27 protein-coding genes are annotated in these 26377 nt (G+C 36.3%); 22 read left to right on the top strand and 5 right to left on the bottom strand.

Annotated elements, in window-relative coordinates; all coding sequences use genetic code 11:
- The first annotated feature begins 11 nt into the window (after nt 1–11).
- The 4 genes from PGC35_RS02240 to PGC35_RS02225 all read left to right on the top strand — a co-directional run bounded on the left by PGC35_RS02240 (nt 12) and on the right by PGC35_RS02225 (nt 5322).
- The gene (locus PGC35_RS02240; protein ID WP_275789462.1) at nt 12–1394 is read left to right on the top strand and encodes an APC family permease; all 1383 of its coding nucleotides are present in this window, start codon (nt 12–14) and stop codon (nt 1392–1394) included.
- The gene (locus PGC35_RS02235) at nt 1372–2544 is read left to right on the top strand and encodes a M20 metallopeptidase family protein (protein ID WP_375218016.1); all 1173 of its coding nucleotides are present in this window, start codon (nt 1372–1374) and stop codon (nt 2542–2544) included. The genes PGC35_RS02240 and PGC35_RS02235 overlap by 23 nt, the downstream gene beginning before the upstream one ends.
- 19 nt (nt 2545–2563) lie before the next feature.
- A complete protein-coding gene (locus tag PGC35_RS02230) occupies nt 2564–3916 on the top strand; it encodes a glutamine synthetase family protein (protein ID WP_375218015.1) in 1353 nt (450 codons plus the stop codon).
- A gap of 509 nt (nt 3917–4425) precedes the next feature.
- Complete coding sequence (locus tag PGC35_RS02225; RefSeq protein WP_375218014.1) at nt 4426–5322, top strand: NAD-dependent epimerase/dehydratase family protein; 897 nt, start codon at nt 4426–4428, stop codon at nt 5320–5322.
- Nucleotides 5323–5375: 53 nt separating this feature from the next.
- On the opposite strand, the gene PGC35_RS02220 is transcribed toward PGC35_RS02225, so the two are convergent.
- A complete protein-coding gene (locus tag PGC35_RS02220) occupies nt 5376–6644 on the bottom strand; it encodes a S8 family peptidase (RefSeq protein WP_375218013.1) in 1269 nt (422 codons plus the stop codon).
- A gap of 129 nt (nt 6645–6773) precedes the next feature.
- On the opposite strand from PGC35_RS02220, the gene PGC35_RS02215 reads away from it, so the two are divergent.
- Together PGC35_RS02215 and PGC35_RS02210 are read left to right on the top strand one after the other, a co-directional pair.
- Entirely contained in the window at nt 6774–8000 is a 1227-nt protein-coding gene (locus tag PGC35_RS02215; protein WP_375218012.1) for a helix-turn-helix domain-containing protein, read from the top strand.
- 5 nt (nt 8001–8005) lie between these two features.
- Entirely contained in the window at nt 8006–8146 is a 141-nt protein-coding gene (locus tag PGC35_RS02210; protein ID WP_375218011.1) for a hypothetical protein, read from the top strand.
- Between the two features lie 113 nt (nt 8147–8259).
- Here the strand turns inward: PGC35_RS02210 and PGC35_RS02205 are convergent, their stop codons facing one another.
- A complete protein-coding gene (locus tag PGC35_RS02205; protein WP_375218010.1) occupies nt 8260–9069 on the bottom strand; it encodes an alpha/beta fold hydrolase in 810 nt (269 codons plus the stop codon).
- Nucleotides 9070–9345: 276 nt separating this feature from the next.
- On the opposite strand from PGC35_RS02205, the gene PGC35_RS02200 reads away from it, so the two are divergent.
- From PGC35_RS02200 to PGC35_RS02170, 7 genes are all read left to right on the top strand, one after another.
- Nucleotides 9346–10086, top strand: a complete 741-nt coding sequence (locus PGC35_RS02200; RefSeq protein WP_375218009.1) for a gluconate 2-dehydrogenase subunit 3 family protein — start codon at nt 9346–9348, stop codon at nt 10084–10086.
- A gap of 21 nt (nt 10087–10107) precedes the next feature.
- Nucleotides 10108–11820: a GMC family oxidoreductase gene (locus tag PGC35_RS02195; RefSeq protein WP_375218008.1), complete on the top strand. Its 1713-nt coding sequence runs from the start codon at nt 10108–10110 to the stop codon at nt 11818–11820.
- Between the two features lie 235 nt (nt 11821–12055).
- On the top strand, nt 12056–12598 hold the full coding sequence (locus tag PGC35_RS02190) for a peroxiredoxin (RefSeq protein WP_053590413.1): 543 nt from the start codon (nt 12056–12058) through the stop codon (nt 12596–12598).
- A gap of 143 nt (nt 12599–12741) precedes the next feature.
- The gene (locus tag PGC35_RS02185) at nt 12742–13197 is read left to right on the top strand and encodes a TlpA family protein disulfide reductase (protein WP_375218007.1); all 456 of its coding nucleotides are present in this window, start codon (nt 12742–12744) and stop codon (nt 13195–13197) included.
- A gap of 232 nt (nt 13198–13429) precedes the next feature.
- Nucleotides 13430–13888: a nucleoside deaminase gene (locus PGC35_RS02180; protein ID WP_375218006.1), complete on the top strand. Its 459-nt coding sequence runs from the start codon at nt 13430–13432 to the stop codon at nt 13886–13888.
- 102 nt (nt 13889–13990) lie between these two features.
- Nucleotides 13991–14692: a gamma-glutamyl-gamma-aminobutyrate hydrolase family protein gene (locus PGC35_RS02175; RefSeq protein WP_375218005.1), complete on the top strand. Its 702-nt coding sequence runs from the start codon at nt 13991–13993 to the stop codon at nt 14690–14692.
- A 155-nt stretch (nt 14693–14847) separates the two neighbouring features.
- On the top strand, nt 14848–15846 hold the full coding sequence (locus tag PGC35_RS02170) for a M23 family metallopeptidase (protein WP_375218269.1): 999 nt from the start codon (nt 14848–14850) through the stop codon (nt 15844–15846).
- A gap of 54 nt (nt 15847–15900) precedes the next feature.
- Here the strand turns inward: PGC35_RS02170 and PGC35_RS02165 are convergent, their stop codons facing one another.
- Nucleotides 15901–16227 carry a DUF5658 family protein gene (locus PGC35_RS02165; RefSeq protein ID WP_375218004.1) on the bottom strand — a complete coding sequence of 109 codons (327 nt, stop codon included), beginning with the start codon at nt 16225–16227 and terminating at the stop codon, nt 15901–15903.
- 143 nt (nt 16228–16370) lie between these two features.
- Between PGC35_RS02165 and PGC35_RS02160 the strand changes: the two genes are divergently transcribed.
- Nucleotides 16371–17030 carry a Dph6-related ATP pyrophosphatase gene (locus tag PGC35_RS02160; RefSeq protein ID WP_375218003.1) on the top strand — a complete coding sequence of 220 codons (660 nt, stop codon included), beginning with the start codon at nt 16371–16373 and terminating at the stop codon, nt 17028–17030.
- A 93-nt stretch (nt 17031–17123) separates the two neighbouring features.
- Nucleotides 17124–17618: a divergent PAP2 family protein gene (locus PGC35_RS02155; protein ID WP_056827842.1), complete on the top strand. Its 495-nt coding sequence runs from the start codon at nt 17124–17126 to the stop codon at nt 17616–17618.
- A gap of 139 nt (nt 17619–17757) precedes the next feature.
- Here PGC35_RS02155 and PGC35_RS02150 read toward each other — a convergent pair whose 3' ends face one another.
- Nucleotides 17758–18255 (bottom strand): YusW family protein, encoded by a 498-nt coding sequence (locus PGC35_RS02150; protein WP_375218002.1) that lies wholly within the window; start codon nt 18253–18255, stop codon nt 17758–17760.
- An 83-nt stretch (nt 18256–18338) separates the two neighbouring features.
- Between PGC35_RS02150 and PGC35_RS02145 the strand changes: the two genes are divergently transcribed.
- The 4 genes from PGC35_RS02145 to PGC35_RS02130 all read left to right on the top strand — a co-directional run bounded on the left by PGC35_RS02145 (nt 18339) and on the right by PGC35_RS02130 (nt 21241).
- Nucleotides 18339–18530 (top strand): hypothetical protein, encoded by a 192-nt coding sequence (locus PGC35_RS02145; RefSeq protein ID WP_375218001.1) that lies wholly within the window; start codon nt 18339–18341, stop codon nt 18528–18530.
- 94 nt (nt 18531–18624) lie between these two features.
- Nucleotides 18625–18957: a bacillithiol system redox-active protein YtxJ gene (gene ytxJ, locus PGC35_RS02140; RefSeq protein ID WP_056827836.1), complete on the top strand. Its 333-nt coding sequence runs from the start codon at nt 18625–18627 to the stop codon at nt 18955–18957.
- Between the two features lie 14 nt (nt 18958–18971).
- Nucleotides 18972–19796, top strand: coding sequence for an STAS domain-containing protein (locus PGC35_RS02135; RefSeq protein WP_375218000.1), 825 nt, complete (start codon nt 18972–18974; stop codon nt 19794–19796).
- 111 nt (nt 19797–19907) lie between these two features.
- Nucleotides 19908–21241 (top strand): IS3 family transposase gene (locus PGC35_RS02130; RefSeq protein WP_375217999.1). Its coding sequence is split into 2 segments (ribosomal slippage): nt 19908–20289 and nt 20289–21241, totalling 1335 coding nucleotides; the frame shifts between segments, so codons are not numbered across the junction.
- A 60-nt stretch (nt 21242–21301) separates the two neighbouring features.
- Here the strand turns inward: PGC35_RS02130 and PGC35_RS02125 are convergent.
- A complete protein-coding gene (locus PGC35_RS02125) occupies nt 21302–21607 on the bottom strand; it encodes a DUF3243 domain-containing protein (RefSeq protein WP_375217998.1) in 306 nt (101 codons plus the stop codon).
- Between the two features lie 133 nt (nt 21608–21740).
- Between PGC35_RS02125 and PGC35_RS02120 the strand changes: the two genes are divergently transcribed.
- The 3 genes from PGC35_RS02120 to PGC35_RS02110 all read left to right on the top strand — a co-directional run bounded on the left by PGC35_RS02120 (nt 21741) and on the right by PGC35_RS02110 (nt 26246).
- Nucleotides 21741–23498, top strand: coding sequence for a mechanosensitive ion channel (locus tag PGC35_RS02120; RefSeq protein WP_375217997.1), 1758 nt, complete (start codon nt 21741–21743; stop codon nt 23496–23498).
- A gap of 239 nt (nt 23499–23737) precedes the next feature.
- A complete protein-coding gene (locus tag PGC35_RS02115) occupies nt 23738–24352 on the top strand; it encodes a TetR/AcrR family transcriptional regulator (RefSeq protein WP_375217996.1) in 615 nt (204 codons plus the stop codon).
- Nucleotides 24353–24551: 199 nt separating this feature from the next.
- The gene (locus PGC35_RS02110) at nt 24552–26246 is read left to right on the top strand and encodes a choice-of-anchor I family protein (RefSeq protein ID WP_375217995.1); all 1695 of its coding nucleotides are present in this window, start codon (nt 24552–24554) and stop codon (nt 26244–26246) included.
- Nucleotides 26247–26377: the final 131 nt, after the last annotated feature.

Here is a 26377-nt window from a genome sequence, read left to right as displayed (position 1 = left end):
GGGGACAAGAAATGAGTCAAAAATTAACATTAGACTTAGAGCCTAAGAGAACTTTAAAGTTTTGGCATATTTGGGCATTAGGGGTAGGAGCAGTTGTCGGTGATGGAATCTTTTTATTGATGGGGCAAGGTATTGCAATTGCAGGACCAAGTTCTATTGTATCTTATATGCTAGCAGGTTTATCTCAGCTATTTCTTATTATTGCATTAACTGAAATGGCAGTAGCTATGCCAAATGCAGGTGCCATGTCGATGTGGGTTGAGAGGTTTATGGGAAAATCATGGGGCTTTTTAGCAGGAATTACGTTTGCTATTGGATGGATTATTGCTGGGGGAAGTGTCGGTCTTGCTTTAGGGAAAATAACTATGTGGTATTTCCCAAGTTTAACAGGTGAGTGGTGGCCAGCTTTCTTTGCGATTTTATTTATTACTATTTTTGCTGGTATTAATATGTTAGGTACAGTGATAGCGGCTCGTACTCAGCTATATCTAGTTCTTGCATTAGTAGGCGTAATGGTTATTTTCGCAATTCTTGGTTTAAAAGATGTTGATTTTAACAATTTTACTCCTTTTATGCCGCATGGTTTAGAAGGATTCTTTGGAGCAATTCCACTTGGAACATATGCTTATTTGGGAGCATTGACGCTAGTGACAGCTGGTGCCGAAGCTATTAATCCAGAAAGAGATTTACCAAGAGGGTTAATTTGGTCTAGTGTAACTTTTATTGCAATCTATTCGTTTGCGCATTTTGTCCTTCAAGGTATCATCCCATGGAACCAAGTGACAATTGATAGTTCTCCATTTACTATAGCTGCTGGAAAAGTATTTGGAGTTGCAGGTGCATTCATTATGAATACGGCTGCATGGATTGCTGCTGCAACAACTATTTTAATGGGAACAATTTATGCAACGTCTCGTATTTTCTATCAACAGGCTCGAGAAGGAATGCTTCCAAAATTTTTGGGTACTATTCATCCTAAAACTTATACACCAGTCAATGCGATTATTGTGATATGGGCAGCTACTATTGTATTAATATTAATAGGTCAAATTAATCCAGACTTTATTTATATTGAGTTATCCAATCAGTTAGTTATTGCTTGGTTATTCTCTTGGTCGCTTGCACTGATTGCAGGGGTAATTTATCGAATTAAATGTAAAGAAGAGATTAGTAAATTATCTTGGAAGCAACCGTTATTTCCATTGTTTCCTGTACTAGGATTTATAAGTATAGTGGCGATTCTATACGGTTCTTTCATCAATTCATTGATGACACTTGTTCGAGGTGGAATCTGGTTAACTATATTATTTGTTTTATTTATTATTTTTAATAAAAATGCCTTTAAAGATAAGAAAGAAAAGGAAGTTTCAAATGAATCAACCAATTTTAACTGATATAAGTGATGAAATTATTAAAATACGTAGACATTTGCATCAATATCCAGAATTGTCTTTTCAAGAGTTTGAAACCTCGGAATATATTCGTAGTGTGCTAGATGACTGGGGAATTTCTTATCAAACAATTGGGGAGACAGGCATTTATGTCGATATTGTCGGATTAAGTGATGGTCCTGCAATTGGGTTAAGAGCAGATATTGATGCATTGCCAATTAACGAAGAATCAGATGTAGATTTTATTTCAAAAAAAAATCATATTATGCATGCTTGCGGTCATGACGGTCATACAGCCATTTTACTAGGAGCAGTTTATGAATTGGATAAGCATAAGGAGCTTCTAAATGGCACGGTCCGATGTATTTTCCAACCAGGAGAAGAGGCCGATGGAGCAGCTTTAGCTCTAATTGAAAAAGGAGTATTGGCAAATCCTACTATTGAAGCCGTAGTAGGATTACATGTTTGGCCGTATATTCCTTTTGGAGCAGTTGGAATAAAAGAAGGAAGTATTACTGCTTCTTGTGATGATTTTAAAATCATTATCAAGGGGCAAGGAGGTCATAGTGCTAGACCTCATCAAGCAGTGGATGCAATTGCGATTTCTGCCCAATTGATCCAAAATCTCCAGACTATTACTGCCAAAAGCTTTAATCCCGTACAACCTATGGTTATACATGTTGGGAAAATAAGTGGTGGAGAAGCAAGTAATGTTGTAGCAGATACAGTGGTTTTAGAAGGTACTGTGCGAGCATTACAACCAGATGTAAGAAAAAAGCTAAGAACTGAAATAGAGAAAGTATGTAAAGTTGCTGAAGCTCAGTGGAATGCAAAAGTGGAAGTGAATTTTATTTTTGGTGCACCACCGATTGAAAATGATCGTTTTATCACAAAAGAGTTTGAAGAATTGGCAACCCAATTACTTGGGGTTGAAAATGTATTTGAATTAAAAGATCCTTCCATGGGAGCAGATGATTTTGGTTATTTCTCTGAGTCTGTTCCAAGTTTGTATTTTCGTTTAGGAATTAAAAAAGAAGATGAAATTTCCTATGATCTACACCATCCTAAATTTCACTTTGACGATAAGGTTTTAGCTACAGGGGTAAATCTTTATGTTAATTTTGCTATAAAATTATTAAAGAATATTAGATGAAAAATTGGTTTATGGAGTGATGAATAAAGTGACAACTAGAGAAGAAGTACTTGATAGAATTGAAAAAGAAGGCATTGAATATATTCGCATTGAGTTTTTAGACTATACTGGCGTAACAAGAGCTCGCACGATAAATAAAGCAAGCGTTAAAAGTGCCATGGAAGATGGTGTGAATTTTAGTGCAGCGATCATGGACTTTACTATGTTTGATACGTATGTTCCAAATCCTTTGTATGGACCGAATGATGGCGACTTTTTTGCAATACCTGACCCTGATACGTTCGTCGTTTTACCACACCGCCGAAAAACAGCAAGAATGTTTTGTGATCTAGTAGATGAAAACGGAAATCCATGGGAAGGTTGCCCTCGAGGAGTTCTGAAAAAATTATTAAAAGAAGCTGAGGAAGTATTAGGCGGAAAATTGTTTATGGTGTATGAGCAAGAAGCGTACTTATTAAAAGAAGAAAATGGAAGTTTAGTCCCTGCTGATAGCAGTGCATGTTTTTCTTCCGACGGTTTAGATATTCAAGAAGAGTTTACACAAAAATTTATTGAAACAATGGCCAAAATGGGAGTGGAAACGGAACAAATGTCTAGTGAATTTGGACCGGGACAAGTGGAAATTAACTTGAAATATGACGAGTGTTTAAAAGCAACAGATGATCAGGTTACGTTTAAGCAATTGTTTAAACATTTGGCAAGAGATATGGGTATGGTCGGGACCCTTGCTCCTAAGCCATTTAACGATTTAGCGGGGAGCGGACTACATATACATATTAGTCTGTTTGATGGAGCAAAGAATTTATTCAAGGATTTGAATGACGAAAGAGGATTAGCACTTTCAGAAAAAGCGTATCATTTCATGGGAGGAATTTTGCATCATGGGAAATCGTTAGCTGCTATTGGGGCACCGACGATGAATTCCTATAAACGTATGGTTCCAGGATCATGGGCGCCTGCACATGTATGCTATGGTGCTGGAAATCGCTCTGTTCTCGTTCGTGTTTTAGAACCACGAAGAGAGAGAAGATTTGAATACCGTGGAGCAGATGGCACATGTAACCCATACCTATTATCTGCCGCACTTATCGCTGCAGGTTTACATGGGATTCAACAAAGAATGGATCCAGGTGCTCCATTAGAGAAAGATGCCGGAACTTTATCCGACCAGGAACTTGAAGCGCTAGGCATTGAATGGATTCCGCGTAATTTGAAAGAAGCTCTAGACCATCTGTCTAAGGATACTGTATTGGCAGATAGAATTGGACGACCGATCTGGCAAGAGTTTATCAAAGTAAAAGAGGAAGAGTGGAACAAACACTTCTATCGTGTGGATGAATGGGAACGTAAATTGTATTCAGAACTATTTTAATTTCACCTTTTAATAAAAGGATTGTTACTGGTGCCAGGCACCAGTAACAATCCTGTAACATAATCTGTTGTCATAAGAAAATCATAGGTAAGATGGAAGCGATCCTAGCAATAAAAAAGGGGCTGTCCCAGAGTCGGTTAGCGGATCGACTCTGGGAACAGCTCTTTTTGGTAGTTCATGGGTTGTGAAAGATTTTAATAGATTTACCAAAGTTGGCATACAGTAACTTATGGTTTATTTAAAAAGAGAGCTAGTCTAAATGATTAGTTTATAAAATAATTTAATAGAATTGAAAATACAAGGGGGAAGAATCTAATTAAATCAGGAAATTAATTTACATATATTGTGACTTCGATACTAATTACATTGAAACTGAGACCAAAAATGTAATAATCAAGATTAAAATGGTAGACAGCGAGACTAATTTAGAGATAACCGAGACCAATTTAGTTTAAAGTAATACCAAGCAAATTAGTATAATATAATTGATAGTAGAATACGATAAGGGGATGAAAAGTTTGAAAAAGGCTTTAGTTTTAGGAGGCACACGATTTTTTGGAGTGCATTTAGTAGAAGCATTATTAGAAAAAGGGTTTGAGGTTACGATAGCGACAAGAGGGAAAACAGAAGATTCATTTTCAAATAGAGTGAATAGAATCATTGTGGATCGATTGAACCTGAAGGAATTTAAACAACTTCTAGATAAAGAGACTTGGGACATAGTTTTTGACCAAATCTGTTATTCCTCACAGGAGGCATTGGCTGCTATAGAAGTTTTCAAGGATAATACGAAGAAATATGTTTTTACTTCTTCTAAATCTGTATATGACGTAGGGAATGCAGAAACTGGATATGTAGAAGAGGATTTTATTCCAACCGAGCATCCTATTGTAATTGGTCCTAAAGAAGACTTTACTTATAATGAAGGAAAACGCCAGGCGGAAGCTGTGTTATTTCAAAAGGCTCCTTTCCCCGTCGTCGCTGTTAGATTTCCAATAGTTATTGGTGTGAATGATTATACGGAACGACTTAAATTCTATGTGGAAAAAGTAGTCAATCAAGAGGAAATCCATTTGGTGAATTTAGAAGCTGCAATGGATTTTATATCGGAAGAGGAAGCTGGACAATTTCTAGCTTGGATCGGTCTTTCTGATTTCAATGGGCCGATAAATGCAACTTCCAATGGGAGCGTTAAACTACAAGAGATGATTTATATAATAGAAGAAAAGGCGAAAGCTTCTGCGAAAATAATTTCTACTGATAATGAAGATAATATTTCCCCATACAATATTTCAGAGACTTGGTTAATAAGCAATGAAAAGGCAAAAGAATTAAGATTTGAATTTAGAGAGTTGAAAGAATATTTACCTAAATTAGTAGAGGATTTAATGAAGGCGGTAAAATAATTAACCCTCCACTTGGTTTAGTGGAGGGAGGGGGGGTTATTTAAGTAAATCTTTTATTGCACACGAGCAAACCCAAAACCGGAAGCGTAATCATCGCCAGTTGTTGCGCCGATTCCACCTTTAATATCAACTGCTTTTGCACGGTTTTGTAGATTTGTACGAAGTTGTGTGTTGGACCAAGTTGGATTTTGAGCCCAAACTTTAGCAGCTAGCCCAGCAACGTGAGGAGTTGCCATAGATGTACCACTAATTGTGTTATAGCCACCATTATTCCAAGTAGAATAAATGGAAGCCCCTGGTGAAGAGATTTCAATATCACCTTGTTGGATGACATAGTCACCATCAGTAGAACTGTATCCACGAGATGAAAAGTCTGCTACACGGTATGTTCCGTTTTGCTGACGATTTTCAAGTGCCGCAACTGCTATTGCATTTACAAGTGCACCTGGATAACCAATGGAGCCTTGAGCTGGTCCAGAATTTCCAGCTGCCGCAACGATAAGCACGCCTTTGCCGTATGCATAGTTTACAGCGTTAGTAATTAAGCTATTGCTTACTGAAGAGCCCAGAGACATATTGATAACAGTTTTTGTACCTGTTGCCACTGCTTGATCTGCTGTGTGTTGAATAGCCGCAGCGATATCATCGGAATAACCAGAACCATTTGCTCCAAGGACCTTGTATGCCCATAGGTCAGCTTCAGGAGCTACTCCATAAATACCTGCTTTGTCACTACCACCATCTGCTAATGCAGTACCAGCTACATGGGTACCGTGACCATTTCCATCAGTACAGCTACCATTTACTAAAGGGGTAGAACCTGTAAAGTCTTTACATTGTTCAACTGTGTTAACTAAGTCATAATGGCTAGTGTTTACTCCCGAGTCTAGAACTGCAATATTGATACCTTGTCCACCTGAAGTGGTAGTAAGATTGCTATTATTGTAAATTGCTTTAATGCCCCATGGTACTTGTTGCGTTGGGTATTCTCCTGCAAGTGCTTCAAATTCGGATGCACGTACATCCGTATTCAATGTTACGATATCCACCTTCGTTACCGTCACATTTTTATTCTTTTGCAATGCTTCAAATTGTTTTTGGTTCATATCTGTAGAGAATCCGTTCTCTGTCAATTCCCAGCGTGCTTCATACTGTCCTTTTAAAGTAGATTTCGTTGTTTTGTTGTTTGCTTCCACGTAAACGCGGAATGTTTCCGAGGAGTTTTTGTCTTCACTAGGTGGTGTAGCGCCTGCGACTTGAATTGGTGCAGATAAAGTCCCTACAATTAGTGCACTTAGTACGAGCATTTTCACTTTTCTCATTCTTCTTGACTCCTTTTCGGTTTGTTTTTTAGTACACTTTTAAACTATCACATAATATACCTTTTGTTTATTGGGAAAATTTCGATTATTATATAATGATAGTAGACTGAAAGTTTAGGAGTTGAGATTGTGCAAATTGGCTCATTGATTAAGTATCACCGAACGAAAAAGGGAATAACGCAGAGGGAGCTAGCGATGGGGATTTGTTCAATTCCTCATCTCAGTAAAATAGAGAATAATGCGAAGGATGCAAACAAAGAAACGCTACGATTGTTGCTAGAACGCTTGGAGATTAACTTGCAGGATGTTGAAAAAAGCGAGCAGAATATTCGACATTTGCTTAAAGAGTTTTTAGATCATATTCAGTTTTATGAGAAAGACAAAATTACAGAAGCATTTAATCAATTAGAAAACTATGAAGATATCATTGTTTTTACGGACCATGCTTATATGTATGAACTGTATAGATTAAGATATTATATATTTATTAGCGATTATAATAAGGGAGAGGAACAGTTAAAGTGGTTGCAGACACAGAAGCAGAATTTTTCCCAACAAGAGCAGTTTTTACTCTCATATTTTGAGGGGTTACTTTTAATATTAAGAGGAAAATACTTTGAAAGTGATGTACTACTATCTTTCCTAGTACAAAGGGACCACAGATTAGGATCATTGGAAGGTGAGTTTTGCTATCATTTAAGTTTTGTTAAGGGACATTTAAATCAGCATAGTCAAGCAATCCATTACGGAAAAAAATCTTTGCAAGCATATAATGAACAATATAATTTTAAGAGAATTCTTCATGTACTTATGATGTTAGCAATTAATTATTCTCAAGCTAAACTTTATGATGAGGCTCTTGAAATGTATAGTCATTTAATTAGAAATGCAGAAATGTTCAATCAGTTGGATCTTCTGCCTCGGATATATAATAATATAGGAAATCTTCATGAGGCAATGGATAATCTTCCTATTGCGCTTGCTTATTTTAAGAAAAGTATTTCCTTAATGCCAAAAGAAAACGAAAGCTATCTATTTTGTTTATATAATGTTGCTTATACAGAGTACGCTTTAGAGCTTTGGGAAGAATCCAAAGACAGCTTTGAATTATTAAAAGAAGAAGCTACAAAAATGAGGGTAATACATATTCGTTTATTCTCACTTTTTTATTTAAAATTATTAAACAATAAAGAAAACGATGCTATGGCCTTTCTGGAAGAAAAGGTTATTCCTCATATAGCTAAACTTGTGGAGTTAAGAGGCGCACATGAACATTTTTCAAATTTGCTAGCTGATTATTATAAAAGAGAAAATAAGTTTGAAAAGGCGGTACAATTTATTGTTAAAGGGGAATGAAGTATATGAAGAAATCTATTTTACTCATAATAATTTTTGCCTTGTCTATTATTGCTTATTCGAATAATGAAAGTATCGAAACGGCTTTTGAGTTTGATTCTATTAATGTGCCAGTTAGAACGATTCCGATTCCTCCACCAATGTAATAAAATGAATATAGCATTAAGAAAAGCATCTCAAAACATTTAAATTGTTTTGGGATGCTTTTTATCATATCAGAATAAGTAGAAAATATTTTGTTATATAAGATCTATAAACTTTATCCAATAAACCGCGTTAACTCCTGATTAAACTTCTCAACCTCGCAATAAAATAATCCGTGCCCGCTATATTCAAAAGGAATCAAAATAGAGTTGGTAATTTCTTGATGCAATAATTCCCCTAAAACGAAAGGGCACACTTTATCTTGTTTACCGTGCAAGATGGCGGTAGGAACTTTTATGAAAGATAAATCATTGCGTAGGTCTTCATCTCGAAGAGAAACTAAACATTTTGCGGTTGAGTATCCGGCTGCCATTAATCCAAGTCCATGGAACCAGTCGATAAAGTCTTTTGTCAAATAACGGGCAAAAAAGATATCTCCAAAGCCACTTAACATTTTCGGTCGATCTGTGTAAGTTTCTTCTATTAATTTATTTACTTCTTCAGCAGATATTCCATACGGGTAATCAAGTCGTCTTGTGAAAACAGGTGCAGCTGCTCCAATAAGAGCAAGCTTTGCCACTTTATGTCCACCGTGAAGAGCCATATATCGTATCGAAATGGCACCTCCCATCGAATGCCCCGCTAGCGTGATATCCTCTAAACCTAAAGTATCAATTATGATACGAATATCATTCGCCATACGATCGTACGAATAACTTTCCCATGGTTTGCTCGATTTACCGAACCCCCTCAAGTCGATTCCAATGCACCGATACCCCATAGCGGGCAACTGATTGAACTGATATTCAAACATTAGATGATTTGCGGGCCAGCCGTGGATGAACACAATTGTTTTTCTTGCTGTCGGGTTAACATCCTCCACAAAAACATTCACACCTTTTTCCACTCTCACGTAATATCCCATTAGCTTCCTCCCAAACACAGCAGATTTACTATTCTATGGGAATTTTGATGGAGATATTCGAGTTTTTTCTACTGTTTGTTACATGGTTGTTACTGGTGCCAGGCACCAGTAACAACCATGTAACTATTCATTCTTACGCGTAGAAAGAAAAAGATAAGAAAAAGATAAGAAAAAGATAAGAAAAATTTAGCTTGGATGATTGAGTTTGGTTAGAATTGTCAATGCTTTGGTATAGAAGAAAAATTCCAAATCATTATTTTTAAGGAGACTATGAGTATGTCAGAAGGAAAGAAAAACATTACAAGAAGAGACTTTTTAAAAACGACAGGTGTTGCTACTGGGGCTTTAATCGGTGGGGGGCTCATTGGTGGATTAGTTGGCTTTAATATGGATAAGAATGACCAGGATGTTTCCAATGCAGGCAAGGAAAATCATGTAATGGCAACACCGCGAGGAATGCAATTCTTTCAAAATACTCGTGATTTCCAGGTGCTGTCTAATGCGACGGAGCGTATTTTTCCTAAAGATGATTTAGGACCAGGGGCCATTGAGTTAGGTGTACCTTATTTTATTGACAATCAATTAGCAGGGCAGTATGGAAGTAATTCAAGGGAATATATGCACGGCCCATTTGCAGTGGGAGCGGCTACGCAAGGGTATCAAAGTCGTTTAACACGAGGTGCAATTTTTAGGCAAGGAATTACATTGTTAGAAACTGAGGCGAATAAAAGATTCGACAATGGGTTTTCTAGTTTAGAAGGCGAGCAAATGGATGAAATTTTAACTGCTTTTCAAAATGATGAAATCCCTATGGCTGGAACAACTTCAGCGTTTTTCTTTCGTTTGCTAAGATCTGCTACCTTGGAAGGTGCTTATGCAGATCCTATGTACGGTGGAAATAATAACATGGAGGGTTGGAGAATGAAACAATTCCCTGGGCATCAGATGGCTTATATTCAATTAATTGAAAGTGATAAATTCCAAAAAATTGAGCCAATGTCACTTGGCGAAATGTAGGAGAGAAGAGGGGTACTATTTATGGCTAAGACGTTACCAAAAGTAGATGTAATTGTAGTTGGCTTAGGATGGACTGGTGGTATCATTGCTGCTGAATGTGCTAAAGCCGGATTAAAAGTTATTGGTTTAGAGAGGGGCCGATCACGAGGGACTGAAGACTACCTGAGAATTCATGATGAATATCGATATGCCCTTCGCTATGAATTGATGCAAGACTTATCCAAAGAAACTATCACCATTCGGAATAACCGAAAAATGCCTGCATTGCCAATGCGTCAATTAAGTTCTTTTTTACTTGGTGAAGGACTAGGAGGTTCTGGAACGCACTGGAATGGCCATACATGGAGATTTTATCCTTATGATTTCCAAATTAAAACAATGACAGATCAAAAATATGGTCCAAATAAATTGTCTAAAGATTATCTCCTGCAAGATTGGGGAGTTACCTATGACGATTTAGAGCCTTATTTTTATAAATATGAACAAACAGCTGGAATTTCCGGAGAAGATACAAATCCTTTCTGGGGAAAAAGAGCTCAACAGTTCCCAACTCCACCTATGAAGAAAACACCTATATTGAAAAAGTTTGAAGGGGCAACTAAAAAACTAGGATATACTCCTTTTATGTTACCATCTGCAAATTTGTCTGAAGCTTATACCAATCCAGATGGCGAAGTTATTAATGCATGTCAATATTGTGGTTTCTGTGAAAGATTCGGATGTGAGTATGGTGCTAAGACGTCACCTGAAATAACGGTTATTCCGACTGCTAGAAAAACTGGTAATTTTGAAGAGAGATTTCATGCAAATGTAGTAGAAGTTATGAAAAATGGAAATAAAGTAACTGGTGTTAAATATATTGATACTCTATCTGGGGAAGAATTTATTCAAGAAGCAGAAGTAGTTGTGTTGGCTAGTTATGTTATGAATAACGCGAAACTTCTTATGGTTTCTAATATAGGAGAACAATATAATCCTGATACAGGAAAAGGAACACTTGGGAAAAACTATTGCTACCAAATACTACCTGGAGCAACTGGTTATTTTGAAGAACAGATGAATGTTTTCATGGGTGCAGGTGCACTTGGTATGACAATCGATGATTTCAACGGGGACAACTTTGACCATAGTGATTTAGACTTTATACATGGCGGTAGTATCTCCATCACGCAAACGGGATATAGACCGATTGAAACAAACCCGATACAAAGTGATACACCAACATGGGGAGCAGAATTTAAAAAGAATTCTATCTATAATTACACACGTACATTAGGAATTGGGGGACAGGGTGCATCCATGCCTCATAAAGAGAACTACCTTTCATTGGATAGTACTTATAAGGATGCTTATGGCGTACCTCTTCTTCAAATGACCTATAATTTTACGGATCAAGATCGTGCTCTGCATAAACATTTATCTGATGTATGCTCCAATATTATGAAGGAAATGGGTGCAAAAACGGTAGATATTAAAAAACCTATTACGGACTACGATATTGTAGGTTACCAAACTACTCATAATACAGGTGGAACAATTATGGGAAGTAGCCCAGAGGATAGTGTAGTGAATTCGTATCTACAACATTGGGACGCAGAGAATTTATTCGTAGTCGGGGCAGGAAACTTTCCTCATAATGGTGGTTATAATCCTACAGGAACCGTAGCTGCACTTGCTTATAGAAGTGCAGAAGGAATTGTGAATTATAGTAAAAATGGTGGTTCACTTGTTTAATTAATTTCGATTTTTAAGTAGTTTTTAATAACTTCATTTTGTGACAAATTAAAATGTTATTCCCCAGGAAATACTGTTGGAATAACATTTTTCCTCTTTATAAATAGTCACATAGAAGACAAATAATTATTTGTTTCGACAAATTGTGAGTGCGAAAAATTGATTTGGAAGGGATATTTTGCTATCCTTTAATGCGTGAGTAAATTTATATAAATAACACTTTGGAGGGATTTACATGGCAGAACGTATGGTAGGTAAACAAGCACCAAAATTTACAATGGATGCAGTAATGGCGGACAAATCTTTTGGAAAAGTAAACTTAGAAGAGATTATGAAAGAAGATAAATGGACAGTATTATTCTTTTATCCAATGGACTTTACTTTTGTTTGTCCAACTGAAATTACAGCAATGTCAGATCGTTACGATGAATTCCAAGATTTAGATGCAGAAGTTATCGGAGTTTCAACAGATACAATTCACACGCATTTAGCTTGGATCAACACAGCTCGTGAAGACAACGGTTTAGGTGATTTAAAATATCCACTTGCAGCAGATCCCAACCATCAAGTTGCTCGTGAATATGGCGTACTAATTGAAGAAGAAGGAGTAGCACTTCGTGGTCTATTCATCATCAACCCAGAAGGTGAACTTCAATATCAAGTAGTAAATCACAACAACATTGGCCGTGACGTAGATGAAACACTTCGTGTATTACAAGCTCTTCAAACTGGCGGTCTTTGCCCAGCAAACTGGCGTCCAGGTCAAAAAACACTTTAATCTTATTAAGTAGTTGTAATTACTGATAAAGATTAAAGCCTCCGGTGGGTGTCACAGATTTTGTATTTTGCAAGAACAATACAGTACCTGAGCTTAGATGCCTAAAGGAGAATTTGACTAATTATGTAACGGAGGAACTGTAAATGAAATTACGTACACCAATGCCTGAACTTACAGGTGCTACTACATGGTTAAATGGAGAAGTCTCCACTAGCGAATTAGTCGGTGAAAAGCCAACTTTGGTTCACTTCTGGTCAATTAGTTGTGGATTATGTAAGGAAGCAATGCCGAATGTAAACGAATTTCGTGATCAATATAAAGGCGAACTAAACGTTGTTGCTGTACACATGCCTCGTTCTGAAAAAGACGTGGATTTGGATGAAATTAAAAAAGTAGCGGCAGAACACAATATTACACAACCTATTTTTGTTGATAGCGAAATGAAGCTTACAGACACGTTTGAAAATCAATACGTTCCAGCTTATTACGTCTTCGACAAAGATGGACAACTTCGTCATTTTCAAGCAGGCGGAAGCGGCATGAAAATGTTAGAAAAACGTGTAAATCGTGTATTAGACGAAATGCGTAACGCAGAATAATATAAATTACTAAGCCAAGAACGGCGAATCTTTTAGAATTCGTTTAGTTCTTGGCTTTTTATTATGGCTTTGGGATACCGAATTTCTAGGATTTAACATGTGCTTAAGAGTAAATGGTCTTCATTATTAGTAAAGAAACTCCATATATTGGGGTTATATCTCCATTTTTTATTAAATACCATATGCGCCTTAAATTGTGCTAAAATTGCTTCAAAAGGGGGGAGACAATCGGATGGATCAGTTTATGAAGAGAGCAGTGGAGCTTGCGGTTGAGAACGTGGAAAACGGTGGACAGCCATTTGGAGCCGTACTTGTGAAAGATGGAGAAATAATAAGCGAAGGTGTAAATGAATTACATATCAATCATGATGTGAGCGGACACGCAGAGTTACTTGCAATTCGCCGTGCCCAAGAGCAGTTACAAACAAATGATTTGTCTGGATATACAATGTATGCAAGTGGTATGCCTTGTCCTATGTGTTTTGCAGCAATGAGCTTTGCAGGCTTAGATAAAGCATATTATTGTGCAACGCTTGAAGAGGCTAAAGCTGTGGGGCTTGGTAAATCAGCAATCATTTATGAGGATTTGCAGAAAACAGAAAAAGAACGCACTTTTGTAATGGAACATATGACACTTCCAGAAGAATTTAGAAATCCAATGACATTATGGGAGAAACAAACGGATAAATGATTATGACAATATTATTACGGGTGCCTGGCACCAGAAATACTACTGTCATATAACGGGCGATGGGTTAAGTGAATGAGAGAAAAATGGCATAGGGGGATTTTTGTGAAACCGATTATTGGTGTTTCTTCTAGTTTGAAAGAGGAAGCTCTTACTGTTTCTATGGACAATATTGAAGCGGTTGTTGCTTTTGGTGGAGTTCCGTTTGTTTTACCGAATCTAATCGGAGACGGGATTGATTCCATTGTTGAAAAGTTGGATGGTTTACTTTTGACGGGAGGAGGAGATATTGACCCGACTTTGTTTGGGGAAGAGCCTTTTGAAGGTCTTGGAAGTATCACTCCGGAAAGAGATACTTTTGAAATAGCAATTATTGAAAAAATGCTTGCTCTAGATAAGCCGATATTTGGGATTTGCCGTGGTGCTCAAATTTTAAATATTGCAGTTGGTGGAGATATGTATCAAGATATTTATTCGCAAACGGAGAGTAAGCTTTTGCAGCATAATCAAAAAGCACCTCGTTGGCATGCTTCTCATTATGTGCAAGTGACTAAGAATTCCTTATTACATGAAATTACACAATCGGAAGAGTTTAAAGTAAATAGCTTCCATCATCAGGCAAACCGCATGGTCCCAACTGGTTTTGAGGTTAGTGCTGTTTCAAGTGATGGGATTGTAGAAGCATTTGAAAGTAAAAGTCACCAGTTTGTCCTTGGGGTCCAATGGCATCCTGAATGTTTATTATTGAAAAATGACATGACATCCGCTTCTATTTTTAGAGCGTTTATAGAAGCATGTGTTAAATAACTCTCGATAAAAACGACTGTTTTGGAGCAGTCGTTTTTATTATGCTCGCAAAGTTAATAATTATTTAATTGTAGGAAAGGAAATATTTTTTAGTCATGAATGTTTTCAAATTGGGGAAGCTAGATGGAGTATTAAAAAAGGAGGTTTTTTTGCAAATGTGGCGTTTGATTACTCTCATGAGCTCCTTATGTGCATTTTTCTTTCTTAATTCCTCCGTTGCTATGGCTGCTGAAGAGCCGACACGAGAGCAAATATTAGAAATGCGCATGGATTACTATATAAAGTACTCGAGTTTAACGTTGCCATGGTACTATTTAGCAGCAGTCGATCAATATGAACGAAACATTCAACAAGTTCGGAACGATATTCCTGAACGAGATGGCATTGTGGCTATTCAGTTTTCGGATAATTATTGGACAGGTATACTCAATCCTCAAAAAGACGATATTGACATGACCTCTATTGTTTTATTTGAAGGAAATGGGGCGGATGGCAATAAAGACGGGTATGCGGATCGTAAAAATGACGATGATGTGATGTATACAATGTCTGAACATTTAAGCGAATATGGGCCATCGGAAAAAGATTTTAAACGAGCATTAAAGGATTATTATCATAAGGATGAAATCGTTAGACAAATTCTTACAATTGCGAAAATTTATGAAGAGTTTGAAACAATCAATTTAGATAAAAATGCCTTCCCTTTGGCGCTTCAATATAATTATAGCTATCGAAGTACATGGGGGGATAGGCGAGGTTGGGGCGGTCGAAGAATGCATGAAGGCACCGACCTGTTTGCATCTCATGGCGTTCCAGTTAAATCAACTACGTATGGAATGGTGGAAACGATGGGCTGGAATGATTATGGTGGGTGGAGAATTGGTATTCGTGATATGCACAACAACTATCATTATTATGCCCATTTAGCTAATTATAATAAAGGGATTAAGGAAGGCGATATCCTCGAACCCGGCACTGTAATTGGATACGTTGGAAGTACCGGATACGGGAAAAAATGGACGTCTGGAAAATTTCCACCCCATTTACATTATGGTATTTACAAGTTCAACGGCCGAATTGAATGGGCGTATGATCCTTTCCCTTCATTAAAACGCTGGGAACAAGAAGAACGAAAAGCGAAGAAAAGAAAGTAATTACTGTTACAGAGTTGTTACTGGTGCCTGGCACCAGTAACAACTCTGTAATATTTAAACAAGCAGGGATATCCAGAAAAAATGTTGGAATAAGACACCACTATAGATGAGAAGAGCTACGACTAATAAAAGTTGGATATATCTTTTGGGTTGCACTTTAGTCATAATGTATATTAATAGAAGTGGAAGAGAAATTTTTATGAAATAAAATCCAATAATACTAGTATCGTATAAGAGTTTCATTAGTGGATTTGCTTCTGATATATGGTTGTTTCTAATGCCGTAGTCGGTGAAAATAGAATCAAGTATGGCTAATACTAATAAATAGATGGACGCTCTGATTAGTGTATTGTTTGTATAATACATATTCTTTTGATTCATAGTTCTTTATATTCTTCCTTCCATATTTAGCCAAGTATTTCCACAGTTTTATTATGCGGAAATAGGTGTTGAATTATACGTTATCTGTTGGGTTATTATTCAGAAGTTGGAATCTTATTTATTCAAAAAAGGTGGAGATTAACATGAAAAATGTTACTTTTGTTTCTTCTTGGAGTGGTGGGAAGGATTCTGCGATGGCTTTTTATCGGGCATTAACAAGTGGGATGGTTCCGAAAAAGATATTAACGATGTTTGAAGAGGATGGAGAAATTTCTAAATCGCATGCGCTGCCTTCTGAGGTAGTACAAGCCCAGGCAGACCGTCTAGGTGTGCCTTTGTTAATAAAAGGGGCGAGTTGGAATTCGTATGAGGAACGCTTTATCGAGGCAATGGATGAATGTCGATCCGAAGGAATTACACATGGAGTATTCGGTGACATTGATTTAGAAGGGCATTTGGAATGGGTGCAGAAAACGTGTGCAAAATCAGATATAGTTGCTGTACATCCTTTATGGCAGGAGCCCCGTAAATCGATTGTGGAAGAATTGTTGGATGCTAACTTCGAGGCTTATATTGTGGTAGTAAATACGAAGATGATGCCTGCAAACTTCGTCGGATCGCGCTTTACGAAAGAAATTGTGGAAGAGTTGGAAGCAGCCGGTATTGATTCGTGTGGAGAAAATGGAGAGTTTCATACGATCGTTGTGGATGGTCCGATTTTTTCAGAGAGGGTCCCGATTGAAATAGGTAAGACAGTAGAAAAAGGGGACTACGTATTTTCACCAGTTATATTAAAAGGATAAAATCTTTTTTGTCTTTTTTCGATTATTTTTTACTTAATAGGGTATCGTAATGAAGAAAATACATATTATCACGATCAATGTTGGAGGTAACTCATGACGAAAATGAATAAAGGAATAATTACTGCGTTATCCGCGATAGGAATTGCGCAAGGATTAAAGATATTAACACACAAAAAACTAACTGGTAAATGGGATTTGAAGCAAGCATTAACGACAGGTGGAATGCCAAGTTCTCACTCTGCAGGGGTATCCGCACTAGCTGCTTATGTTGCTGCGAATAAAGGAACACGCCATACGGAAACTGCTCTTGCAGTTGTGTTCGGTGTTATCGTAATGTACGATGCACAAGGTATAAGAAGACATACCGGAGAAATTGCACAGTTGGTAAATGATTTGGAAGATAATATAGCAACTTTATCGGGGAACTTTCCAAGTTTCGAATACATTCAACGTGAAGAGGAATTGAATGAACTACTTGGGCATCAACCTGTTGAAGTTGCAGCCGGTGCGCTGTTAGGAACAGCTTATGGATTACTTTGTGCAAAACTTGAAAATGAACGTGATGAGCGAAAAGGAATACGTCGATAAGTAAGGACCTCATAAGTCATAGGATTGTGAGGTTTTTTGTTGCAGTATTATTACGGGTGCCTGGCACCAGTAACCACTTTGTCACAAAGAAAGAGCATGATCCTAACTTTACGGATTCATGCTCTTTTTGTATTCTTAGTTATTCTACTGATTTTGAGTACTTTTTATTGTCTCCATCTTTAAATTCAATTTCTAATTCAAAATTGGTGAATTCGTTTATTCCAAATTGTTCTGTGACGCGGTCGATTACTTCTTCCTCTCTCATGTCTTTTGTTAGCTCCAATTCTACAAAAATAGGCTCTAACAATGCATAAGCAGCATCACCTTTTAAATCTGTAGAAGCAAGTATATTTTTATATATGGCATCTGCTTTCGAATCTTTCATATCAACTTCTGCATGTATAATATTTTCGTTTTCAGTCGTGCCTATATTTAAATTAAAATATTGAAAGCTTATTTCTTTTTGAGAATTCTCATCGGTCTGTAATTGATTTACAGTTTCATCTTGTTGCGGGTTGGATACTGTACCTTTAGGTGTTTTTTCTTCCACTCTTTCCTCATTATTGTTCGTTCCACAAGCTCCAAGTAAAAGTGTCGCCGTCAAAAATGTCGTTGTTGTTAAAGAGTATTTCTTCATCTGATAAATAAACTCTCCTCTCAGAACTTTAAAAGCCCTTACTAATAAATATCCAATATTAATTGAATATAAACAGTATGATCATGACAAAAGCCAATGTTACAAAAGTGTTACGGGTGCCTGGCACCAGAAACAAAGAAAAACATAGAAAAACAATGAAGAAAAAAAGAAGAAAAAAAGAAAAACAAAGAAGAAAAAAAGAAGAAACAAACCTTGAAAATAAGCAGAAAATATTGTGGAAATATAAGTTTGAAATAACCGATGTAGAATTTTAGTAAGTAAGATTTGTATGAGTGTTTTTGTCTTAATGCGTTATAATAGGATATATAGTGGGGAATATAATATAATTTTTTTAGGAGGATGAGTTTGATGTCGACTTATAAAGAGGTTGTTTCGGTAAATGAATGGGAGGAGCTTTTGCAGAATTCCAATGAAAAGCCATTTCTGCTTTTTAAGCATAGCACGACTTGTCCAATAAGTGCATTTGCATATGGAGAGTTCAATTCTTTTGATTCACCGATTGATACTTATTTAGTAAAAGTGATTGAAAGTAGAGAAGTGTCGAACGGAATTGAAAGTGATTTGGGTATTCGTCATGAATCTCCTCAAGCATTTTTGATTCGGGATGGGAAAGCGGTTTGGCATGCTTCTCATCGCAAAATTACTAGCAAAGAATTAACAAAAGCAGTGGAAACTATTTAGGGAAGTGTAGGAGTATGGAAGCCATATTGAAGGTAGAACAATACTTAATTGATAATGCGGAGAAGATTATTCGTGAAATTACGGATATGGCGCTTAAAAATGTCGAATTTGAAATATCAGATGAGCTGCTGGAACAGTCTATACAACAAAATGTTGAGTTTTTAGTGTTATTAGCAAAATCTTTTAAAGAGACCGATGAAAAGGCAGCTGAGGAGTTAATTAAGTGGAGTAAAAACTCAGGAGAACAACAAGCAGCTGCTTTTGGTCGTTTTTCAACACTTATTAAGCCTTATGCTAAAAATCGTTTATTGTATTTAGACTATATTACTCAAATATCCATTGATCATGGATTGGCAACTAAAGAAGTGGCGATGATCAATAATCGGATTTGTTATTTAATGGATGTTAGTCTAACCGAAACTCTTTTAGCTTATGAGACATACCGAGATGATTTAATGCATGAGCGACAAAAAGAAATAAATAAACTGTCCGCACCTATTGTTCCAATTCAAAAAGGAATTGCCGTATTACCTTTAATTGGAGTGTTGGATTACCCGAGGGTACAGCATTTATTAAATCATGTTGTGCCTACCATTCCAAGTTTAGACGTCGAGCATTTAATTATCGATTTTTCAGGAATTCTTACAATTGATAAGGAAGTTGCTCAGAATATTTTTGTTATTCATAACGTACTAGATTTACTTGGAATTAATTTAATGTTAACTGGAATGTGTCCTCAAATATCAATGGCTGTTGTCCATGGAGGTATAGACTTTACTTCCTTTCATACATACGGTAGCGTGAAACATGCAATTGATAGTATCAAAAATGGACAATAAAAAATCCAGTCTCTCTTTAAAATGTACCCTATAGGATAGACACTTAAAAAAAGTCTATTCTATGGGGTACTTTTATTTATAATAAAGAAAAACGTGTTGGGGATGACGAAAATGACAAAAAGATTCTTAAGTAAAGCAGAACAAAAACAACTTGCTCGTAACCCTTATGTAGCGTCTGTTAGTGAGAAGGGAATCACATATACAGATGAATTTAAAAGACATTTTATTGCAGAGAATGAAAAAGGAAAAGGCACTCGTGAAATTTTTGAAACCGCTGGTTTGGATATAGAGTTAATTGGCTTAGATCGCGTGATTTCCTCTGGTAAGCGTTGGCGTAATACTTATAGAGAAAAAGGAATAAATGGACTAGTAGATACACGAAAAGAGAATCCAGGGCGCCCCTCAGAGCGTGAATTAAGTTTAGAGGAAAAGTATGCTCGATTAGAAGCGAAAAATAGATTATTACAAGCAGAAAATGAACTCTTAAAAAAGCTCGATCTACTCGAAAGGCAGATGTTGAAGAGAAAATAGAACTCGTAACGGAACAGAAATTCCTACTAATTTATCAAACTATTAAAAAATACAAATTAAAGCAAATGGTCAAGTATCTTTGTAAAGTAGTCGGCGTGTCACGTTCAGGTTATTACAATTACTTTGCTGAAAAAGCAAATCAAAACCGTGTAGCACGTGATCAAGGAGATGAAGAAGTAAAGGCAATCATTTTAAAAGCGTTTCATTTCCGCCATCGTAAAAAAGGTGCTCGTCAAATTAAAATGACTTTGGAAAATCAATATGGTATTACATACAACCTTAAACGAATTCGCCGGATTATGAAGAAATTTGATATTGTTTGTCCGTTTCGAAAAGCTAATCCATATAGTCGAATGGCAAAAGCAACGAAAGAACACCGTACTTGTCCAAACCTTCTCCAACGTCAATTTAAACAAGGTGTGGCTGGTAAAGTATTATTAACAGATATCACTTATCTAACGTATAAACAAGGTAAACGTGCTTATTTATCTACGATTAAAGATGCGGAAACAAATGAAATTCTGGCTTATGAAGTATCAGATAAAATTACGCTAGACATTGCCCTAAATACATTACATAAATTAAAACGCAACCATACATTTATAGCTGAAGGTGCCCTTATCCATTCGGATCAAGGATTCCATTATACGAATCCCCGGTTTCAAAAACTTGTGAAGAAGATGGGATTAAGTCAGTCGATGTCACGTCGTGGCAACTGTTGGGATAATGCGCCCCAAGAATCCTTTTTTGGACATTTTAAGGATGAGACGGGTATAAAGAACTGTGAAACGTTAGAAGAGGTAAAACAAGAAGTAAAGAGTTATATGACATACTATAACCATTACCGCGGACAATGGAATTTGAAAAAGATGCCACCTGCAAAATACAGACAGCATCTTCTTCAAATTGCTTAAAGACTTTTTTATAAATGTCCTTTATAAAGGGTACATTTTAAGGAGGGACTGGATTTTTTATTATTGTTTTACCATATTCACTAGCATATGAGCTAGTCCGTGTTGTTGTTCTTGATTTCCAGATTTCCATAATTCTTTTAATAGATTCTCTTCTCTATTTCTTGGTTCTTCATTGTTGGCTAAGTAATTCGCAACCATTTCGGCTGTCTTTGCTAATTGTTCTTCACTAAGACCAAGGCTTTCTCCTTTTGCCACTTTGTCTCCTAAATAAGATTTAAAGGTTGAAAAACTTGATAAGATTTCTTCTTTCTTTTCAGGGTTAGCATTATTAATTTCTTCCTGTACTTTTCCTTGAATATTATCCATCTTGTTTACACTCCCTTTTATTTATTACATCGTGTTTAGCCTTTTTTTCCGAAGTTTAAACAATAATTTACAAGGGTAGCTAAATATTGTGATGAATTATGAATGATGTATAAAAAAGGAGATGACAGGTTATATGAGATTTGACGATGATTTTTATTGGAGAAGTACTCTTTCATTTTTACCTGAGCTTTTATTAGCTTTATTGGTATTACTAATTGGTTTTTTTATAGCAAAATTTTTAGAAAATGTGACATATAAAGTATTGCGAAAGTTTCATGTCAATGAAAAACTCGGTAATACAAAATCCAAGTGGACAGTTGAAAAGGTAATAAGTAAAGTAGTTTTTATTATCGTTTTATTGTTAGCATTTGTTTTGTTCTTTAATATTTTGAACTTGAATTCTATAGCGACACCATTTGTTTCGATGTATTCAGGTTTAACAGGAGCTTTCTTGAATATTTTGAAAGCTGGATTGATTTTATTATTTGCTTGGGTGTTAGCAACAGTCGTGAAAAAAGTTATTCAAGCTGCTGGCAACAAGCTTAATTTAAACAAGTATGTTGAAAAGACGGGAGTAAAAGCGAAAGAGGAAGACCAAGCAAAATGGACAGATACAGCAGCTAATGTTGCATACTATCTAATTTTCTTGCTATTTATTCCTGCTGTATTAAGTGCTCTTGGAATAGATGGATTAAGCGGACCTTTTGAAGGAATGGTTGCTAGTTTTTTTAACTTTATTCCTAAGTTAATATCTGCTGCTATCATTTTTGCGATTGGTTGGTTTGTTGCGAAACTTGTTAGTAATTTAATAGAGAAGTTTTTACAATCTGCAGGTGCCGATCGTTTAGCTCATAAGCTGAAGCTTTCATCATTCTTTGAAGGGACGAGCGTTTCAAAAGTTGTAGGAATTATTGCATTTGTTTTAATTATGATTCCTGTTACTATTTCTGCATTGGATATTTTAGATATAGACGGAATTTCAGAACCGGCAGTTGCTATGTTAAACGACATTATGGCAATGCTTCCTAAAATTGCGATTGCAATATTACTAGTCTTAGTAGGTATTGTAGCCGCAAGATGGGTAAAGGATATTGTCGTTTCATTGCTTGAAAAACTTGGCGTAAATTCAATCTTTGGTAAAATGGGATTCAATTCGACATCGGGAGCTGCTCCTTCATTTGCAGCATTGCTTGGAACAATCGTTCAAGTAGTGATAATCTTATTGTTTGTTGTGGAAGCACTTCAGTTATTAGAGCTAGACTTTATGGTTGTTTTAGCTACTGGCATTTTCGCTTATTTACCATCCGTTATTGCTGCAATTATAATTTTAGCGGTAGGATTTTGGTTAGCGAACTTAGTTGAAAAACTTGTTGGAAGTTTAATGAAACATGCATCAGGAACACCGCATTTCTTACGCTATGTTGCAAAATATGCTATCTTAGCATTTGCATTCTTCATGGCTTTAGATCAATTAGGAATTGCTGCTTCTATTATTAACTCAGCGTTTATCTTAATATTAGGTGGCGTTGCGTTGGCATTTGGTCTAGCTTTTGGCCTCGGCGGAAAAGAGCATGCTGCTCGATACTTAAGTAAAATGGAAAGAAGTTTAGAAAACGCTGAAGTAACGAAGGAAAATTATAAAGTTCAAAAAGAAACAATGAAAGAATCATTCAAAGAGAATTTCAAAGGACGTACACAGGCTGAAAAGAGTCTAAAAGGAACAAGACCACATGTAGATGAAGTCAATCCAGTAAATGATAGCGGGATTGGAAATTCAAACAACAACGGAGTGGAGCCTGGAGATACGGGGTATAATATTCCATCTACCGATGATTTGTATCCTTATGACGATCTTCCACCAACAAATGATCGACCTGATATAAATAAATAAAGCAAAAATGAAAAAGCTCTGGTCAATAAAATGCCAGAGCTTTTCTTCAATATATCTGGAAGTGAGGAACTATTACAAATTTGTTACTGGTGCCTGGCACCAGTAACAATATCTTAACAATTCAAAACTAATTCGAATTTCGTAAATTATTGTATTAAAAGAATTTACGATTTCGTAAGAGTCTTATATACTTAAATGATGAGAATGTGAAAAAGAGATGTAAGTCGAGGTGTTTTTGTATGGCAAGAGGTCGAAAAGTAGATTCTGATGGGGCAGTGACTAAACGCCTACTCCTTGATATAGCAATTGAACAGTTTGCTGAGTATGGTTACCATGATACGAAAATAAGTGAAATTGTAAAAAAAGCAAAAGTCACACAGCCTACTTTTTATTTGTATTTTAAAAGTAAAGAAGCTATTTTTCAGGAAATTACAGAATCCTTTCAAAAACAGCTTAGAATATTAACATCAGAAAGCCTCTTAGAGGAAAACATAGAAGATAGTTCATTAAAAAAAGAAATACAGTCCGGATTAATCAAAATGTTTACCTTTTTCTCAGAAAATCCTTTGTTGACCCAAATTGGTTTTTATGAAGCTGAGTCAGCCAGGGAGTTGAAAATGAATATGGTTAAACATGTGACGGAAAATTTGGAAGCAGAAAAAAAACTGGGATATTTTTCTCAAGATTATCCGATGAACATAGTAGCAGAGAGCCTTGTAGGATCTATTGAAAGGTTAACTCTCCATGAGATATTAACTGGTCGTAGTACCCCAGAGGATCTTGCAAAGGTTCTAGTAGATATATATTTTTCTGGCATTAAAAAAATAGCGAACAAGAACGCACTATTGTCATAGAGATCCTATGATGAAAGTGCGTTTTTTCATGTGCTTACCAAGTTCAAGACTTTTTGTTATCTAGTATTACAGGTATATTACGGGTGCCTGGCACCAGAAATTGTTTTGACATACAGAAATAACACAATTTATTAACGCTAGGTTAATAGTAGGTGGTTACAATGAATCTCTAATAGAAAATTTTATTTAGGGGGAATGAATGTTGAACTTTAAAACAAAGTTAATTACTGGAGTTACGGCAGCAAGTATTTTATTGGCAGGAAGTCAGTCTTATAATGTATTAGCGAAAGATCAAAGTCCTTATTTTGAGTACCGAGCAGATAATTTAAAGATTTCGCAGATTGGTCAATATGATAGTGAATCTGGAATAGGTGGTACGGAAATCCTAGCTTATGATGAAACCTCGAAAAAGGCTTTCGTAACGAATGGTGCAAAATCAGGCATTGATATTCTTTCTTTTAAATCACTCAAGTCAGAAAAGTATACAGAGTTAAAATTAGAAAAGCGTATTCTTTTAAAAGATTTTGGAATTAAGAATGTAGATGATATTACAAGCATTGCAGCACATCCTACGAAAGATTTAGTTGCGATTTCAGCTGTGGCTAATCCGAAAACCGATCCAGGGTACATCGTTTTTATTACTAAAGCTGGTAAATATTTAAAAAAAGTGCAAGTTGGTTCTTTACCTGACATGGTGACTTTCACACCTGATGGATCGAAAGCGATTGTTGCGAATGAAGGAGAGCCAAGTACAGATTATAAAGTGGATCCAGAAGGAACGGTTTCCATAATAGATGTGACGATGACAGCAGATAATTTTAAGGCAAATACGTTATCTTTCCAAGGCGTACAACTAGATGACAAGGTGCGAGTTAGTTCAAAAGGAACGACTATGCAACAGTTAGAGCCGGAATATGTGACGGTATCTGAAGATAGTAAACTTGCTTATATTTCGATGCAAGAGAATAATGCAATTGCAACAGTAGACTTAGTAGAAGGAAAAATTCTTCACGTGAAAGGACTTGGAGTGAAAGATCATTCTGTTACTGGAAATGAACTCGATGGTAAGCGTGATGGAAAAACAGTCATTGAGCGACTGCCACTACTAGGTTTATATATGCCTGATGCGATTGATACTTTTACTTCAGGAGGAAAAACATATATTTTAACTCCGAATGAAGGAGATGCAAGAGACTATGAGGCATACTCCGAGGAAGCTGAAATTGGTGACATCGCAGATAAGATAAAATTGAGAGCTGAAAATTATGCTGGATTTACGCAAGAAGAGTTAGATAAAATGGTAGAAGATGGCCTTTTAAATGACATGAAAAAAACAAAAGTCACGATGGAAAATGGATTAGTAGCGGATGGAACATACGATGCTTTATATTCATTTGGTGGTCGGAGTTTCTCTATTTTCGACGCTGAATCGATGGAACTTGTATATGATAGTGGAAATGAATTTGAAAAAATAACAGCAAAAGCTATGCCGGAAGTATTTAATACAGATAATGAAGAGATTGCATACGATAAGCGTAGCTCTGCAAAAGGGCCAGAACCGGAAACTGTAGTAAGTGGTGAAGTGAATGGGACGAAATATGCCTTTATCGCTTTGGAACGTGTGAGTGGTATCATGGTGTACGACTTATCTAATCCGTTTGAACCAGAATTTGTTCGTCTGATTTCAAGCAGAGATTACAGTGAAGATATTAAAGGGGATGTTTCACCTGAGGGACTTCGTTTTATATCTGCAGAAAAAAGTCCAACAGGAAACGCACTTCTTGCTGCTACCCATGAAGTATCGGGCACCGTAGCTGTATATGAATTAAAAGCAGATATACTAAATAAAAATCTTCTATTAAAAGAGAAGAAAGATAAAAAGAGCGAAAAGTAAATAGAATAGTAGAAAAAACGGCCCCAAAATAACTATAATATTTGGGGCTTTTTTATGTTGCAGAAGTGTTACTGGTGCCAGGCACCAGTAATACTCTCGAAACAAAGGCTCGATCTCCATACTTTTAATTT

Source organism: Psychrobacillus sp. PGGUH221 (assembly GCF_042055255.1).
GTDB lineage: Bacteria > Bacillota > Bacilli > Bacillales_A > Planococcaceae > Psychrobacillus.
Note: the sequence above shows the minus strand (reverse complement) of the source record. Positions and strands in the feature narration are given on the sequence as shown.

Coding starts and splice junctions, on each gene's coding strand:
- PGC35_RS02180 (WP_375218006.1), top strand. CDS start 13,430: ATGGATCAGTTTATGAAGAGAGCAGTGGAGCTTGCGGTTGAGAACGTG.
- PGC35_RS02225 (WP_375218014.1), top strand. CDS start 4,426: ATGAAAAGTTTGAAAAAGGCTTTAGTTTTAGGAGGCACACGATTTTTT.
- PGC35_RS02165 (WP_375218004.1), bottom strand. CDS start 16,227: ATGAATCAAAAGAATATGTATTATACAAACAATACACTAATCAGAGCG.
- PGC35_RS02155 (WP_056827842.1), top strand. CDS start 17,124: ATGACGAAAATGAATAAAGGAATAATTACTGCGTTATCCGCGATAGGA.
- PGC35_RS02115 (WP_375217996.1), top strand. CDS start 23,738: ATGGCAAGAGGTCGAAAAGTAGATTCTGATGGGGCAGTGACTAAACGC.
- PGC35_RS02150 (WP_375218002.1), bottom strand. CDS start 18,255: ATGAAGAAATACTCTTTAACAACAACGACATTTTTGACGGCGACACTT.
- PGC35_RS02170 (WP_375218269.1), top strand. CDS start 14,848: ATGTGGCGTTTGATTACTCTCATGAGCTCCTTATGTGCATTTTTCTTT.
- PGC35_RS02125 (WP_375217998.1), bottom strand. CDS start 21,607: ATGGATAATATTCAAGGAAAAGTACAGGAAGAAATTAATAATGCTAAC.
- PGC35_RS02230 (WP_375218015.1), top strand. CDS start 2,564: ATGAATAAAGTGACAACTAGAGAAGAAGTACTTGATAGAATTGAAAAA.
- PGC35_RS02195 (WP_375218008.1), top strand. CDS start 10,108: ATGGCTAAGACGTTACCAAAAGTAGATGTAATTGTAGTTGGCTTAGGA.
- PGC35_RS02240 (WP_275789462.1), top strand. CDS start 12: ATGAGTCAAAAATTAACATTAGACTTAGAGCCTAAGAGAACTTTAAAG.
- PGC35_RS02110 (WP_375217995.1), top strand. CDS start 24,552: ATGTTGAACTTTAAAACAAAGTTAATTACTGGAGTTACGGCAGCAAGT.
- PGC35_RS02210 (WP_375218011.1), top strand. CDS start 8,006: ATGAAGAAATCTATTTTACTCATAATAATTTTTGCCTTGTCTATTATT.
- ytxJ (WP_056827836.1), top strand. CDS start 18,625: ATGTCGACTTATAAAGAGGTTGTTTCGGTAAATGAATGGGAGGAGCTT.
- PGC35_RS02235 (WP_375218016.1), top strand. CDS start 1,372: ATGAATCAACCAATTTTAACTGATATAAGTGATGAAATTATTAAAATA.
- PGC35_RS02185 (WP_375218007.1), top strand. CDS start 12,742: ATGAAATTACGTACACCAATGCCTGAACTTACAGGTGCTACTACATGG.
- PGC35_RS02145 (WP_375218001.1), top strand. CDS start 18,339: ATGACAAAAGCCAATGTTACAAAAGTGTTACGGGTGCCTGGCACCAGA.
- PGC35_RS02135 (WP_375218000.1), top strand. CDS start 18,972: ATGGAAGCCATATTGAAGGTAGAACAATACTTAATTGATAATGCGGAG.
- PGC35_RS02190 (WP_053590413.1), top strand. CDS start 12,056: ATGGCAGAACGTATGGTAGGTAAACAAGCACCAAAATTTACAATGGAT.
- PGC35_RS02220 (WP_375218013.1), bottom strand. CDS start 6,644: ATGAGAAAAGTGAAAATGCTCGTACTAAGTGCACTAATTGTAGGGACT.
- PGC35_RS02120 (WP_375217997.1), top strand. CDS start 21,741: ATGAGATTTGACGATGATTTTTATTGGAGAAGTACTCTTTCATTTTTA.
- PGC35_RS02200 (WP_375218009.1), top strand. CDS start 9,346: ATGTCAGAAGGAAAGAAAAACATTACAAGAAGAGACTTTTTAAAAACG.
- PGC35_RS02160 (WP_375218003.1), top strand. CDS start 16,371: ATGAAAAATGTTACTTTTGTTTCTTCTTGGAGTGGTGGGAAGGATTCT.
- PGC35_RS02205 (WP_375218010.1), bottom strand. CDS start 9,069: ATGGGATATTACGTGAGAGTGGAAAAAGGTGTGAATGTTTTTGTGGAG.